We start from the raw sequence: 14,458 nt of genomic DNA, 5'->3' as shown, positions 1-14,458 counted from the left end.
CAGCAGCTTGGCGAGCGTGGACTTGCCGCTGCCGTTGCCGCCGACGACGAAGGTGATCTGCCCCGGCTCGAACACCAGGTCCAGCGGGCCGAGGGTGAACCCGGGCGCCTCCCGGGTGGCCACGGGCGCGTTCACCGGCACCGGATGACCGTCCCCGTGGGTGACCCGCCTGCGCCCGTTGACATCCGGCCGCGACGGGTCGAGGTGCGCGCCGTGCCCGGGCCCGCCGGGCGGGAACGGACGGTCCCCGTCGTGGCGGGGCGGGTGGCCGGCCTCGTGCCGCGGCGGGTGCGGGTGCGCGCCGTTCGGTCGCGGCGGGTGCGCGCCGGGGCGGCCGGGCGCGCCGCCCGGACCGCCGGGCGGATGCCCGGGCCCCGGATGCGCGCCGGGTCCCGGCGGGAACGCGGGCGGCGCCTCGGAGCGGTAGCTGTAGCTGACCCCGGTCAGCTCGAGCCGGGCCCCCTCGACCAGCGGACGGTCGTCGTAGGGCAGCTGCTCCTCGTTGTGCTGGGTCTCCATCGACAGGTTCATCGTGCGGATCTTGGCCAGGGCCACGTCACCGCGCAGCAGGTCCGGGATCCGGTGCAGGAAGCTCTGCATCGGCATCGCCAGGAAGGTGGTGACCAGCACGTAGCTGACCATGGTCTCGCGCGGCAGTTCCAGCGCGGCCGCGAGGCCGAACAGGATCAGCGCCATGGTGCCGAGCTGCAACGCCTGGCCGAAGCCCTGCGCCACCGAGAACTTCGAGCCCGCGTCGACGTTCTGGTCGCGCAACGTGCGCGCCGAACCGACCAGATGCCGGTCCATGAAGTCGTGTCTGCGGCCCCGGTGCAGCTTGAGCTCCTTGATGCCGAGGCTCACGGCCTGGAAGGAGCGGATCAGCGCGTCCTCGTTCTCGCGGGACTCGCGGTAGATCGCGCGCACCCGCTTGAGGACCAGTTCGACGCTGAACACCCCGACCAGCGTGCCCGCCACCGTCACCACGAAGATCGGGCCCGACACGATGGCCAGGTACACGAAACAGCCGATGATGGTGGCGATGTCGATGCAGATCGCCGGGATGGCGGTCACCGCCTGCGACAGCGACCGCACGTCCTCGGTGAGGGTGGCGATGAGCCGGTGCGTGCCCAGACGCTCGAGATGCTCGAGCGGGGCGGACACGATGCCGCCCGACAGGTCGGTGCGCAGCCGCAGGATGGCGTCCTGCGACAGCTTCACCAGCAGCACCTGTGACGCGACGCCACCGATCAGGATGATCAGGCCGGTCACGAGGAACTGCGCGAGCAGGTTCTCCGGGGCGGGGCCCGGCGCGACCGTCCGGTTGATCAGCGTGACCAGGTAGGTGTTCGCCGCGCCGGCCACGAGGCCGGCGAGGGCGACCGCGGCGATGCGCGTCCACGAGATCGAGACGAGGAATCTGAGCAACTGCATGAGCGTCAGCTCTCGTGCCGGATGATGTCGAACACGATGCCCTCGAGCGTCACGCCGGGTCCGAACGAGAACGCGATACCGGTGGTGCGGGGCTCCCCTTCCCCGCCCGCGGTGATCATGCGCTCGAGCACGAACAGCAGCGAGACACTGAGCATGTTGCCGTACTCGGCGAGCACTCCCCAGCTCACCGAGGCGGTTTCGGCATCGATGCCCAGCGACGCGGCCGAGGACTCGATGATCTTCGGGCCACCCGGGTGGATGGCCCACAGGTCGATGTCGTCCTTGGTCAGGCCGTTGCGGTGCAGCACCTCCGTGACCGGCACGTCGACGCCGCCGACGATGTACTGCGGCAGGTCCTCCGCCAGCTCGCAGGTGATGCCGTCGTGGTTGACGCCGAGCACGATGCCGTCCTCGGCGCCGTCGAGCAGGCGGGTGAAGCTGTCGCGGATGACGACGCTGCCCGGCGCCAGTTCCTGGCCCGCCTGCCGCGCGCCGATCACCACCGCGCCGCAGCCGTCGCCGAAGAGGCTGTGGGTGATGATGTCGTTGATGTCGTCGGCGAAGACCGCGTTGACCGAGCTGACCTCGATGCACACCACCAGGGCCTTGCGGTCCGGGTTGGCGCGCACGAAGTCGGTGGCGGTGCGGATGCCGTTCATCGCCGCGGCGCAGCCCATGAAGTTCACGGTCAGGCGCGACAGGGACTTCGAGAGCCCGAGCTGCTCGATCAGCGCCGCGTCGACGCCGGGGGCGATGAAGCCGGTGCTGGTGACGAAGACCAGCAGGCCCAGCTCAGTGGCCGGATCCGACAGCCCGGCGATGGCACGGCGCGCCACGTCGACGGCCAGCGGCACCGCGTGCTCGTAGAACAGGTTCATCCGGTCGCGGACGGTGCCGGGGCGCCCGCTGAACTCCAGGAACTCCGGGTCGAGCGGGTCGATGGCCAGGTGCCGGGTGGCGATGCGGGTCTTCTGGTAGATCCGCGGGATGCGGGCCCGCTGCGCCGGATCGGCGAACAGCGAGGCGACGTGGTCGACGACGCCGGCCTGATCGAAGATCCGGGCGGGGGCGCCGGTGGCGATCGCCTCGATGACGCCGACGGTCACCGGCGGGGCGGGCAGCAGGTCGGGGTCGGCCAGAGCGTGCCCGTGTACGCCGTCCGCGTGCAACGGCAGTGCGGGGATGGGATGAGCGAAACCCTCATCAAGAGTGACAGACACGGTCACAGTTCCTTTCGAGTGAAACGTTGGTATCGGCGAGACCCGTGGCTCAGACGGTGCCGATGCCGGTGAACCCCTGCACGGTGTACACGGCACAGGTCTTCAGGGACGACGGGGCGAAGTGCTCCCGCCAGAAGCCCCAGTTCTTCTCCTGCGCGTCCACCGATGGCTGCAACAGGTAGGTCTTGATCTGCTTCGGGAAGCGATCGGTGAAGAAGCTCTTCGGCGCCTGCCATTCGACGCCGAACCGGGCGGCCTCCTCGCGCACCACGTCCTCGGTGGCGATGTTGGCGAAACCGCTGCGCTGGAAGGGCAGGACGTGGTGGACGCGGTGCGAGCTCAGCCCCGCCGACAGGAAGCAGTCCACGTAGCGGTTGCCGACCACGGTCAGGTCGTAGGCCTGCTCGAGCTGGTTGACGCCCCAGTCCTCGGTGTCGCTGTGCAGCTCCTCGGTGTCGACCTCGAAGTCGTGGCTGGCCACCACGAGGAAGGTGCTGATCCACAACGTGAGCACGAACTGCAGTGCCCAGGCCCAGAAGTCGCCCGCCAGGGTGAAGGCGACCAGCTCGGCCACCAGCAGGATGCGCACGCCGAAGGAGCCGATGAAGTGCGGCAGCGCCCCACCCCAGGTGCCGTACATGTCCTTGATGCCGACCTTGCGGGTCAGCCGGCACACGTCGAGCAGGCGCATGATCATGCCGGTCACGGTGTGCCCGAACTTGTGCACCGTGTGGACCGGCACGCGGAACAGGCGCGGGACCTGCACCATCATCGTGAAGACGTTCTTCTTGATGTCGACTTCGCTCTGGGTGTGCGGGTGGTGCAGCAGCGCGTGCCCGTCGGCGGTGACGAACGACAGCGCCACGTAGTTCAGGTCGAAGGCGTTGACGCAGATCTTGTTCCAGCCCTTCTGGGCCCGGTGGATCGCGTAATGGCCGAAGCCGGCCAGCGAGCTGCGCAGCAGCACCATCGCGATCACGAAGACCGGCAACGGCATCCAGCCGGGCTGGACCAGGCGCAGCCCCTGCACGGCGAAGTAGGCGACGGCCAGGATCGCGACGGTGATGTCGAAGATCCGGTCCATCCGCTTGATCCGCGCGGCCAGTTCAGGCTCCTTGAGCCGGGCCTTGACCGCGTGCAGCAGGTCGTTCTTGTCGTCGAACCGGTACTTCGGGGTGTCGCGCCAGGAGTCGAATCCCTCCTTGAACAGGAAGTCCGGGGCGTTGGCCTTGGGGTGGATGTCCTCGGGCAGCGCGTCACGTCCGAGCGCGTACCGCTCGATCATCCGGGCGATCTTGTCCGGATCTTTGTGATACGAACCAATGATCGACGTGATATCCCTGTTTTTGGTACGGCCGATGAAGAACTCGCCGCCCGGATGCTTGGAAATCCAGTCGCTCAGATCGTAAGCTTTGCCGTTGTAGACCCAGACGTTGTTGACCGGAGGTGGTCCTGAGGGCGGAGGGAGTTCGCGCTCCTCCACGTCCTGGCTTTCTGTCGTCATCTCGTTCCTTCGCAGATCTTGTGGCGGCACCTGGCGACGGGCGGGCAGGCTCGTGGTGCCTCGGCCATACCGGCAACGTTCCAGTCCATCACATTTTCGGCGGCCACGGTACCGATAATCCTTGGCGCGCCTTGTCTTTCACTCAACAAACTCTTAAGGCACAACTCCGCCCGCCGGCGATCGCCGCCGGCGGGCGGTGGTAACGAAAAGCGGTCCGGGAGCCCGGATCCGGCACAGCGCCGGTGTCCGCGACTCCCGGACCGTCCTCGGTGCGGAAGTGCTGCTCGTCAGCTGCCGGGCTTGACGATCTTCACCGGCTTCGCCCAGTTCGACAGAGTCACTGTCACGGTGCCGTCGTCCTTCTTGATCACCGCGCGCACCAGGTTCGGACCGGTGCCCGGCGAGGAGGCCGACGACGGGAGCGTCGAGGCCGTACCCGTCGGCGGAGCGACGTCGGCGATGTAGAGGGTGATCGGAAGGGTACCGCCCGCTTCGCCGACGCGCGGGACAATCGGGTCGATCACGGAGGCATCGATGGTGCCGGTGACCTTCACCGTGGCCACGCCGTCGATGGTCTCGCGGCTTTCGGCCTTCGCGTTCTTGACGTTGGCGATGACGTTGGCCAGGCCCTTGTCCTTGTCCAGGATGACGCCCGGGTCGTAGATCTTCTCGGCGCCACCGACGCCGACGTAGCCCGCACCCTTCTTGGAGTACAGCTGCTTGTCGACGACCAGGAACTCCTGCTCGGTGAACGCGGCGTCGGGGGTGAGCTTCACCTTGGCCTCGCCCTTGGCGGCGCCGGAGCCCTCGGTCTCGGAGGTGACGTCGGCGGAGACCTTCTCGACCGGCAGGTTCGGCAGGTTCTTGACGTCCAGGTTCAGGTGGACGGTCTTGAGCGTCTGCGTGGTCTTGGCGGACTCGGCGACGAGCTGGGTGCCCTCGGGCAGCTGGCTCGGCGGCGCGGCGGTGGTGCCGGAGTCGTCGGAGGAGGTGCAGCCCGAGACGAGCGCGGCCACCAGGGCGGCGGTCGCGACGACCGGCATGACGCCGGCGCGGAAGCGCCGACGGGCGGCCGGGCGCGGCGAGTTCAGTTCGATCAAGTTCAACCCCTGTTGATTCGTGAGGCACAGTGCGGGGAGACATCTACCGCCGCAGCCGTGGTGTTAACGGCGAAGCGGCCTGATACTCGCTCCCCCCGGGCGAGATCGTATCGGACCGATCGGCCCGTTGCCATCTCTTGTCGCGGCGAACTCCCGGCGGACCCAGGAGCTTCGGGATCAGCCGTCCATCTCCTCGAGATCGGCCAGCTGGGAGTGGATGAACGCCAGCAGCCGGTGCCGCGCGGCGGGGGTCAGGCGCGCCACGTCGGCGGGGCCGATCTCGAGCGGTGGCATGGCCTGGTCGACCTCCTCGAGGCGAGGTGGCTCGGGCACCACCTCGAGGTGCGCGTGGCGCGGTTCCCCGATCGAGTAGCGGGGACCGTCGGATTCGATAGCTGTGGCAGCAGTACTCGCCATGGCGGCACCCTATGCCGGAATGCGGCTCCGGCAGGAACCAATCGGAAGATTCGCCACACCGGCGGACAGGCAACGGTTCGATATCGACTCGGCCACACAGCCGTTACCCTGCGGATAATGCCCGGCGTCCGGAAACGGAACGGCCGGGCATGACCTTCGCCACACCCGGCCCAGATGTCCCCCGGCGCAGCCGGTTCGCCGCTAGAGCAGCGCTTCGATGGCCTCGGTGACCTCCGGGGCGCCCGGTTCGGTACGCGGACGGAAGCGCGACACGACCGTGCCACTGCGGTCGATGAGGAACTTCTCGAAGTTCCACTGCACGTCGCCCGCGGCGCCCTCGGCGTCGGGGGTCGCGGCGATCTCGGCGTAGACCGGGTGACGGTCTTCGCCGTTGACGTCGGTCTTGGCCAGCAGGGGGAAGTCGACGCCGTAGGTCACCGAGCAGAACTCCTGGATCTCCTCGGCGGTGCCGGGCTCCTGGCCCATGAACTGGTTGCTCGGCACGCCGATCACGGTGAACCCGCGCGGGCCGTAGGTCTTCTGCAGCTCGACCAGCCCGGTGTACTGCGGGGTGAGGCCGCACTTGGAGGCGACGTTGACCAGCAGGATCGCGCGGTCGCCCGCGAGCTCGTCCAGGGTCGTCGCCGTACCGGCCAGGGTCTGCACCGGGATCTGTCGGATGTTCGCCATCGTCGGGTACCACCAGATTTCGTCGTCGGACGCGTTGCAGCGTCACGCTACCGGAGCCCCGGGCGCCCGGCCACGACTCCGATCGACGGGATTTCTGGAACACGTTCTTGTTTTGTGGCGGCGGGCACGGCACCATTTCCCTACCGTCGCAAACTCCCGGAGGTACCCGTGACCGATTCCGCCCCCCAGACCGACACCGTGCGGCCGCTGCCCGTCACCGAGGTCGGGCACTGGGATCTCGAGGCCGACGTGGTGGTGGCCGGCTACGGCATCGCCGGGGTGTGCGCGGCCATCGAGGCCGCCCGCGCGGGCGCCCGGGTGCTCATTCTGGAACGCACCGGCGGCTGGGGCGGCGCGGCCGCGCTGGCCGGCGGCTTCGTCTACCTCGGCGGCGGCACCCCGTTGCAGCGGGCGCTCGGATTCGACGACACCCCGGAGAACATGGCGACGTTCCTGACCGCCGCCCTCGGCCCCGGCGTCGACGAGGCCCGTATCGCCGACTACTGCGCGGGCAGCGTCGAGCACTACGAGTGGCTCGTCGCCTGCGGCGTGCCCTTCCGCGAGGCGTTCTGGGGTGAACCGGGCTGGGAGCCGCCGCACGACGAGGGGCTGATGTACTCCGGCGGGGAGAACGCCGCGCCCTTCCTCGACATCGCGAAACCGGCCCCGCGCGGGCACGTTCCGCAATACGCCGACAAGAAGATCGGGCAGCGCAGCGGCGGCTACATGCTGATGAAGCCACTCGCCGACACCGTGACCGAGCTCGGCATCCCCGTCGAGTACGACACCCGCCTGCGCAGGCTCGTCGTGGACGGCGACCGCGTGGTCGGCGTGCTCGCCACTCGCTACGGCAAGCCGGTCACCGTGCGGGCCGAGCGCGGCATCGTCCTCGCCACCGGCAGTTTCGCCTACGACACCGAGATGGTCGACCGCTACGTGCCGCGCCTGAGCGGGCGCCCCGGCGCGGCCATCGAGGAACACGACGGCATCGGCATCCGCCTGGCCCAGGCCCTCGGCGCCGAACTCGCGCACATGGACGCCGCGGAGGTCGCGCTGTTCGGCGACCCGCAGATGCTCGCGCGCGGCATCCTGGTCAACGGCCGAGGTCAGCGCTACATCGCCGAGGACACCTACCCCGGCCGCATGGGCCAGGCGACGCTGCTGCAGCAGGACAACCAGGCGTTCCTCGTCCTGGACGAGCGTTCCCTCGAGGAGGCCCTGGCCACCGTCACCTCCACCCCGTTCTTCCGCTTCCCGCCGAAGTGGGTCGCCGAGGACCTCGCCGAACTCGAGGCCGAGATGGGCCTGCCCGAGCAGTCGCTGCAGGCCACCGTCGCGACCTACAACCGCCACGCCGAGCACGGCGCCGACCCGGTGCTGGGCAAGAAGCCCGAGTGGGTCCGGCCCCTCGGCACCCCGCTGGCCGCCTTCGACCTGCGCGGGCTCACCGCCGGATTCACCCTGGGCGGGCTGCGCACCGACCTCGACTCCCGGGTGCTGCACGTCAGCGGGGAACCGATCCCTGGCCTGTACGCCGCGGGCCGGTGCACCAGCGGATTGTCGGCGGGCGGGTACGTCAGCGGCGCCTCCCTCGGCGACGGCAGCTTCTACGGCCGCCGGGCCGGGCGCACCGCCGCCGCGGGGTCCTGAGATCCGCGTGCCGCCCCCGCGACCGGCCGGACACGGGCATGATCTTCTACGCTGCCTGTCTGTGCCCCGGACACGAGTCCGGCTGTCACCGGAGCGATTTCGGACGCAGGGGGGCACGGTGGAGATGTCACCGCCACGGCGGTGCGAGGATCGGAGTTGGAAGTGCAAGCAGGTGTGACGACCTCCGCGGAGTACGTGGTGGTGGGTTCGGGGTCCGCGGGGGCGGTCGTGGCGAACCGGCTCAGCGCCGACCCGGAGATCTCGGTGGTCGTGCTCGAGGCGGGCCCGGCCGACAACGACAATTTCGTGCACATCCCGGCGGCGTTCTCGAAACTTTTCCGCTCGGAACGGGACTGGGACTACCTGACCGAACCGCAGCCCGGCCTCGGCGACCGGCAGATCTACTGGCCGCGCGGCAAGACCTTCGGCGGATCCTCGTCGATGAACGCCATGATGTGGGTGCGCGGTTTCCGCGCGGACTACGACGAGTGGGCCGAGCTGGCCGGGGAGAAGTGGGGCTTCGAGGCCGCGGTCGAGCAGTTCCGCGCGATCGAGAAGGTCCAGGGCGCGCAGTATCCCGACGAGGGCCGCTCCGGGCCGCTGCACGTGCAGCGCCAGCGCAGCCCGCGCGCCTCCACCCACGCCTACCTGCAGGCGGCCTCGCAGGCCGGCTACGAGCTCGAGGCCCCGAACCGGCCCGCGCCCTCGGGCTTCTCCCAGACCATGGTCACCCAGCGCGACGGACGCCGCTGGAGCACCGCCGACGGCTACCTGCACCCGGCGGCCAAGCGCCCCAACCTGACCGTGCTCGCCGAGGCCCTGGTGACGCGGGTCCTCTTCGACGGCACGCGCGCGGTCGGTGTGGAGTACGTCAGGAACGGGCAGACCCACACCGTCACCGCCACCCGCGAGGTCATCCTGTGCGGCGGCGCGGTCAACACCCCGCAGCTGCTCATGCTCTCCGGGATCGGCGACCGCGAGGCGCTGGCCGAGCACGACATCGACGTGGTCGCCCACTCCCCCGAGGTCGGCGCCAACCTGATGGACCACCTGACCGCAGGCCTCGGCTACAGCGTGGACTCGGACTCGCTCTACACCGCCGAGAAGCCGCTCGAGCTGATCAACTACCTGGTCCGGCACCGGGGCATGCTGACCTCGAACGTCGGCGAGGCCTACGGATTCGTCAAGTCCGACCCGGAGCTCGAGCACCCCGACCTCGAACTGATCTACGCGCCCGCCCCGTTCTACTACGAGGGCCTGCGCGAGGCGACCGAACACGGCGTCATCCTGGTCGCGGTGCTGCTGCGCCCCCGCAGCCGCGGCCGGATCACCCTGGCCTCGGCCGACCCGACCGCCAAGCCGGTGATCGACCCGCGCTACCTGTCCGACCCCGACGGCGCCGACCGCGCGGCGATGCTGGCGGGTCTGCGGGTCTGCGCCGAGCTGGCCGCCCAGCCCGCGCTGAAGTCGACGCTCGGTGACCTGATCTATCCGCCCGAGGCGCCCGCCGACCTGGAGGAGACCCTCGCGCTGACCCTCGAGCAGTACGCGCACACGCTGTACCACCCGGCGGGCACCTGCCGGATGGGCACCGACGAGGCCAGCGTCGTCGACCCGGACCTGAAGGTCCGCGGGGTCGAGGGGCTGCGCGTCGCCGACGCCTCGGTCATGCCGTCGATCATCCGCGGGCACACCCACGCCCCGACGGTGTTCATCGGCGAGCAGGCCGCGCGGTTCGTGCTGGCCGACCGCTGAGGTTTGCCGGTGCCGCCCGCCACCGCGGTGGCGGGCGGCACCGGTCAGCTCGCGGGGACCCGGGCGAAGCCCAGCGGCGGGGTCTGCATGGGCTCGGAACGCACGTCGCGGCGGAAGTCGCCGAGCAGCGGCAGCATCTCCACATTGCGCGCCGCGTAGCAGCGCACCATGGGCAGCGCGCGCGAGACCTCCGCGCGTTCGACCGGTTCGGCGTCGACGAAGGCCACGGTGTCCAGGCCGAGGCCGAGGCCGTTCGCCAGCCGTACCAGCGCCGCGGACTTGCGGCCCCACCCGATGTCGATGGCGGAGAACATCTCGTAGACCCCGAACCGGTAGAGCGCGCGCAGCGTCCGCTCCCGGTCGCCGCGCGCGGCGACGGCGTGCAACACGCCGCGTTCGCTGAGCTTGGTCAGCGTTCCGCACGCCTCCGGCCGCAGAGCGGCGGCGGTCCCGTCGTGGACGACGCCCTCCCAGAGGGTGTCGTTCAGCTCCCAGACCAGGCAGCGCACAGCAGGCCGCATGGGCGGTACCCCTTTCCCCGTGCACGGGCTCGAAATGCTCGCCAAACATTACAACCCGCCATAGCCGACTGCCAGCCCTGTGACATGTCACAAAACCAGACCAGAGATTGGTGCTCTCGGCCGATAACAAGGCAAACGAATCTGTGATGCCGCAAACCCCGCTAGTGTGAAGCCCCTGGAAAGGGGCAATCTCCATGACGGTCGACAACGCGCCACGGCAGACACTCACCATTTCGGGAAAGCCGATGTCGTCGCCACTGCGCGACGCGCGGACCCTGTCGCGGCAGCTGGTCGGCCACTTCGTCGCCAATGTCGTGCCCTGCGGCACGCTCCCCGGCGACGCCATCGCCGGCGACGTCACCGCCATCACCCGCATCTGCCTGGAATTCGCGGCCAGCATGCTCGACGGGCACGACCTGCCCGCCACCATGCAACGACTACAGGAGGCCGCCGGGGGCTGGGCCCGGGAGGGGGTGCCGATCGACACCATCCACCATTCGATCGCCGAAGGTTTCAAGATCGGCATGGACCTCGTCGTCGCCAACGCCACGGTCAACGACTACGAGAACCTGCTCGACGGCATCCGCGTCCTCATGGAGACCCTCGACGCCATCACCGCCCAGGTCTCGCGCGCCTACGTCCGCGAGCTGCGCGCGGTGGTCAGCGAGCACCACACCGCGGTGCACACCCTGACCTCGGCGCTGCTGGGCGGGCACTCCACCTCGACCATGGCCCGCGAGTGCGGGATCACCATCGCCGAGTCCTATTCGGTGCTGGCGCTGTCGCTGCCCCCGCACCGGGACGAGCAGAACCCGGCCCTCGACGGCAAGGTCGTGGCCCGGCGCAAGCTGCGCCGGGTCCAGGCCGAGCTGGCCAAACAGTGTGGCGAGCAGGCGCTGTCGCTGCTGAGCGTGGACGGTGGCACCGTGCTGATCCCCGCCGAGGCCGTCGACCTGGAGGAACTCACGGCGCTGATCGCCCGGCTCTCGGCCGCGGCGCAGGTCGGCATCACCGCCGCGATGGTCGAGGCGCGCGCGGACGCGGTCCCCGACGCCGCCGATCAGGCCCACGAGCTGCTGGACATGGTGCACCGCCTCGACGCGGTGCCGGGCCTGTACCGCTTCGACGAACTGGCGCTCGAGTACCAGCTGACCCGCCCGGGCCCCGGGCGGGAGTTCCTCGGTTCGCTGCTCGACACCCTCGACCCGCATCCGGAGCTGCTCGAGACCCTGCAGCGTCACATCGCCAACAATCTCAACCGCCAGCACACCGCCCGCGTGCTGCACGTGCACACCAACACCGTCGACTACCGGCTCAAGCGCATCGGACAGCTCACCGGCTTCGACCCGACCCAGCCCTCGGGGCTGTGGTACCTGCGCTCGGCGCTGGTGGCCCGCAGCTATCGCGCGCACGTCGCCTGATCCGCACCGCGCCCGGCGGCGAATAAGCGAAACAGTGACACGTCACAGTTGCCACCCGTAAGCTCGGAGGCTCCGCCGACGACGGCGGATGTGTTCGAAGGACTGACAACCGATGAGCGTGACGCGCGACAAACTGGATCACCTGCGGGACCTGCTCGAGCTGGCCGAGGAGCCGGCGGGCGAGACCGGGGTCGCGAAACGCAAGGCCAAGGACATCCCCAGCGCCCGGGAGCGGGTCCGCGCCCTGCTGGATCCGGGGTCCTTCGTCGAGATCGGCAAGCTGGTGCGCCAGCCGGGGCGAGCCGACGCGATGTACGGCGACGGCGTGGTGACCGGCCGCGGCCGCATCGACGGCCGCCCGGTGGTCGTCATCGCCCACGACCAGACCGTCTTCGGCGGCTCGGTCGGCGAGATGTTCGGCCGCAAGGTGGCCGCCGCACTGGATTTCGCGGTGGCCAACCGGTGCCCGGTGGTCGCGATCAACGACTCCGGCGGCGCCCGCATCCAGGACGCGGTCACCTCGCTGGCCTGGTACGCGCTGATGAGCCGCCGCCAGGAACAGCTCTCGGGCCTGGTGCCGCAGGTCTCGATCATGCTCGGCAAGTGCGCGGCCGGATCGGTCTACGCCCCGGTCAACACCGACGTGCTCGTCGCCACCGAGAAGTCCTACATGTTCGTCACCGGACCGGAGGTGATCAAGGAGGTCACCGGCGAGGAGGTGACCATGGAGGAGCTCGGCGGCGCGCACGTCCAGGCCGACAACGGCACCATCCACCACGTCGCGCCCGACGAGGCGGGCGCCTTCGCCTGGGCCAGGGAGTACCTGAGCTACCTGCCCTCGAGCAGCCTCGAACCGGGGCCGGTCGTGAACCCGGGCCTGGAACCCGAGATCACCGCCAGCGACCGGGAACTCGACACGATCATCCCCGACGCCGACCGCACCGGCTACGACATGTACGACATCCTGCTGCGCCTCTTCGACGACGGCGCCTTCCACGAGATCAGCGCGGCCACCGCCGCCAACCTCATCACCGGCTTCGCCCGCGTCGACGGGCGCACGGTCGGCGTCGTGGCCAACCAGCCGATGGTGCTCGGCGGCGCGATCGACGCGAAGTGCTCCGACAAGGCAACGCATTTCATCCGCCTGTGCGACGCCTTCCGCATTCCGCTGGTGTTCGTCGTGGACACCCCGGGTGTGCTGCCCGGCGTGGAGGAGGAGCGCAGCGGCGTGATCAAGCGCGGCGGCCGCTTCTTCCGCGCGGTCATCGAGGCCACGGTCCCGATGGTGACCGTGGTGGTGCGCAAGGCCTACGGCGGCGGCTACGCCGTGATGGGCTGCAAGCAGCTGGGCGCCGACATCAGCCTCGCGTGGCCGACCGCGCGGATCGCGGTCATGGGCGCGGAGAGCGCGGTCGGCATCGTCGGCAAGCGCCGGCTAGACGCGGTCGACCCCGCCGACCGGCCCGCCGCCCGCAAGTTCATGATCGACACCTACAACGCCACGGTGGCCACGCCGTGGATCGCCGCCGAACGCGGGTACATCGACGCGGTGATCGAGCCCTCGCAGACCCGGCTCGAGATCCGCCGCGCCCTGCGCCTGCTGCGGGACAAGGAAGCGTCCACCACCCCGAATCCGCGCAAGCACGGGCTCTTCCCGGTCTAGTCCGCGCCGCGCCGGGCCCCGTCCCGGCGCACCGATCGGCGAATCCGATGAGCCGATCGAAGCGCGTCCGCGCCCGCGTCCGGCCCGGCGGCGCGGCGGTACGTTCGGCGTGACCGGGAGCGATCCCGGTGGTTCCCCGCAGCGCCGAAAGTTGTGCGAGATGACCGAACCGCGGAAGAAGACCGTCTCCAGTCCCTATATCCACCGCCTCCAGCGCAGGCATTTCCTGCTCTTCGACGTGGCGCCGATCCTCGGCACGATCGCGGCGTTCGCGTTCCTGGCGGTGCGCCCCTTCGGCGTGGTCGAGTTCGCCCTGCTGGCGGGGATGTGGCTCGTCACCGGGCTCGGCATCACCGTCGGCTACCACCGGCTGTTCACCCACCGCACGTTCAAGGCGGGCCCGGGCGTGGTCGTGGCGCTCGCGGTGCTCGGCTCGATGGCCGGGCAGGGTCCGGTCCTGTCGTGGGTGGCGCTGCACCGGAGGCATCACGAGTACAGCGACCGCGCCGGAGACCCGCACTCGCCCAACCTGTCCGGGCCCGGCTGGCGGGGCGCGCTGCGCGGGCTGGCGCATTCGCACTTCCTGTGGATGCGCAGGCACGAATATCCCAACGTCGTCCACTACGCGCCGGACCTGATCCGTGACCGCCTGCTGGTGCGCGTCTCGCGCCTGTACTACTGGTGGGTGGGTCTCGGTCTGCTGGTGCCCACCGTGCTGGGCGGGCTGCTCACGCTGAGCTGGACCGGGGCGGTCGCCGGGCTGCTGTGGGGCGGCTTCGCGCGCATCTTCCTGCTCGAGCACATCGTCTGGGCGATCAACTCGTTCCTGCACCGGGTGGGCACCCGCCCCTACGACTCGCGCGAGAACAGCCGCAACGGCGGGATCTTCGCCCTGGTCACCCTCGGCGAGTCCTGGCACAACAACCATCACGCCTTCCCCGAATCGCCCTCCTTCGGCCTGGACTGGTACCGCCCCGATCCCGGGTACTGGCTCATCGTCGCCCTGCGCCGCTGCGGGCTGGCCTGGGATCTGAAGAACCCGTCGGCGGACCGTGTGGCCGCCAAACGACTCAGCTGAGGAACCGA

At 69.9% G+C, this 14,458-nt stretch carries 12 protein-coding genes; 5 read left to right on the top strand and 7 right to left on the bottom strand.

Annotation, left to right across the window (positions count from 1 at the left end; translation table 11 throughout):
- From ON36_RS21675 to ON36_RS21655, 6 genes are all read right to left on the bottom strand, one after another.
- On the bottom strand, positions 1-1,431 hold a 1,431-nt coding region (locus ON36_RS21675; protein ID WP_043656677.1), incomplete at its 3' end, for an ABC transporter transmembrane domain-containing protein.
- 5 nt (positions 1,432-1,436) lie between these two features.
- The gene (locus ON36_RS21670; protein ID WP_218001226.1) at positions 1,437-2,606 is read right to left on the bottom strand and encodes a type III polyketide synthase; all 1,170 of its coding nucleotides are present in this window, start codon (positions 2,604-2,606) and stop codon (positions 1,437-1,439) included.
- A 94-nt stretch (positions 2,607-2,700) separates the two neighbouring features.
- Positions 2,701-4,155 carry a cytochrome b5 domain-containing protein gene (locus ON36_RS21665; protein WP_043656673.1) on the bottom strand — a complete coding sequence of 485 codons (1,455 nt, stop codon included), beginning with the start codon at positions 4,153-4,155 and terminating at the stop codon, positions 2,701-2,703.
- A 287-nt stretch (positions 4,156-4,442) separates the two neighbouring features.
- Positions 4,443-5,255 carry an LppX_LprAFG lipoprotein gene (locus tag ON36_RS21660; RefSeq protein WP_245558152.1) on the bottom strand — a complete coding sequence of 271 codons (813 nt, stop codon included), beginning with the start codon at positions 5,253-5,255 and terminating at the stop codon, positions 4,443-4,445.
- Positions 5,256-5,432: 177 nt separating this feature from the next.
- On the bottom strand, positions 5,433-5,672 hold the full coding sequence (locus ON36_RS34960; protein WP_157224971.1) for a hypothetical protein: 240 nt from the start codon (positions 5,670-5,672) through the stop codon (positions 5,433-5,435).
- Between the two features lie 201 nt (positions 5,673-5,873).
- The gene (locus tag ON36_RS21655; RefSeq protein ID WP_043656667.1) at positions 5,874-6,362 is read right to left on the bottom strand and encodes a glutathione peroxidase; all 489 of its coding nucleotides are present in this window, start codon (positions 6,360-6,362) and stop codon (positions 5,874-5,876) included.
- Positions 6,363-6,530: 168 nt separating this feature from the next.
- On the opposite strand from ON36_RS21655, the gene ON36_RS21650 reads away from it, so the two are divergent.
- Both ON36_RS21650 and ON36_RS21645 read left to right on the top strand, forming a co-directional pair.
- Positions 6,531-8,012 carry an FAD-dependent oxidoreductase gene (locus ON36_RS21650; RefSeq protein WP_043656666.1) on the top strand — a complete coding sequence of 494 codons (1,482 nt, stop codon included), beginning with the start codon at positions 6,531-6,533 and terminating at the stop codon, positions 8,010-8,012.
- 174 nt (positions 8,013-8,186) lie between these two features.
- Complete coding sequence (locus ON36_RS21645; RefSeq protein ID WP_043656663.1) at positions 8,187-9,767, top strand: GMC family oxidoreductase; 1,581 nt, start codon at positions 8,187-8,189, stop codon at positions 9,765-9,767.
- Positions 9,768-9,811: 44 nt separating this feature from the next.
- Here the strand turns inward: ON36_RS21645 and ON36_RS21640 are convergent, their stop codons facing one another.
- Complete coding sequence (locus tag ON36_RS21640) at positions 9,812-10,288, bottom strand: HAD family hydrolase (protein WP_043656660.1); 477 nt, start codon at positions 10,286-10,288, stop codon at positions 9,812-9,814.
- A 194-nt stretch (positions 10,289-10,482) separates the two neighbouring features.
- On the opposite strand from ON36_RS21640, the gene ON36_RS21635 reads away from it, so the two are divergent.
- The 3 genes from ON36_RS21635 (at position 10,483) to ON36_RS21625 (ending at position 14,450) form a co-directional block, all read left to right on the top strand.
- Entirely contained in the window at positions 10,483-11,709 is a 1,227-nt protein-coding gene (locus tag ON36_RS21635) for a PucR family transcriptional regulator (protein ID WP_043656657.1), read from the top strand.
- A gap of 112 nt (positions 11,710-11,821) precedes the next feature.
- The gene (locus ON36_RS21630) at positions 11,822-13,372 is read left to right on the top strand and encodes an acyl-CoA carboxylase subunit beta (RefSeq protein WP_043656655.1); all 1,551 of its coding nucleotides are present in this window, start codon (positions 11,822-11,824) and stop codon (positions 13,370-13,372) included.
- Between the two features lie 160 nt (positions 13,373-13,532).
- On the top strand, positions 13,533-14,450 hold the full coding sequence (locus tag ON36_RS21625) for an acyl-CoA desaturase (protein ID WP_043656652.1): 918 nt from the start codon (positions 13,533-13,535) through the stop codon (positions 14,448-14,450).
- Positions 14,451-14,458: the final 8 nt, after the last annotated feature.

Origin of the sequence: Nocardia thailandica NBRC 100428 (assembly GCF_000308795.1) — a bacterium.
GTDB lineage: Bacteria > Actinomycetota > Actinomycetes > Mycobacteriales > Mycobacteriaceae > Nocardia > Nocardia thailandica.
This window is presented reverse-complemented; position numbering and strand designations above follow the sequence as displayed.

What these genes read in the sequence shown, in the direction of transcription:
- ON36_RS21665 (WP_043656673.1), bottom strand. Translation starts at nt 4,155, where the DNA reads ATGACGACAGAAAGCCAGGACGTGGAGGAGCGCGAACTCCCTCCGCCC.
- ON36_RS34960 (WP_157224971.1), bottom strand. Translation starts at nt 5,672, where the DNA reads ATGGCGAGTACTGCTGCCACAGCTATCGAATCCGACGGTCCCCGCTAC.
- ON36_RS21655 (WP_043656667.1), bottom strand. Translation starts at nt 6,362, where the DNA reads ATGGCGAACATCCGACAGATCCCGGTGCAGACCCTGGCCGGTACGGCG.
- ON36_RS21640 (WP_043656660.1), bottom strand. Translation starts at nt 10,288, where the DNA reads ATGCGGCCTGCTGTGCGCTGCCTGGTCTGGGAGCTGAACGACACCCTC.
- ON36_RS21635 (WP_043656657.1), top strand. Translation starts at nt 10,483, where the DNA reads ATGACGGTCGACAACGCGCCACGGCAGACACTCACCATTTCGGGAAAG.
- ON36_RS21630 (WP_043656655.1), top strand. Translation starts at nt 11,822, where the DNA reads ATGAGCGTGACGCGCGACAAACTGGATCACCTGCGGGACCTGCTCGAG.
- ON36_RS21625 (WP_043656652.1), top strand. Translation starts at nt 13,533, where the DNA reads ATGACCGAACCGCGGAAGAAGACCGTCTCCAGTCCCTATATCCACCGC.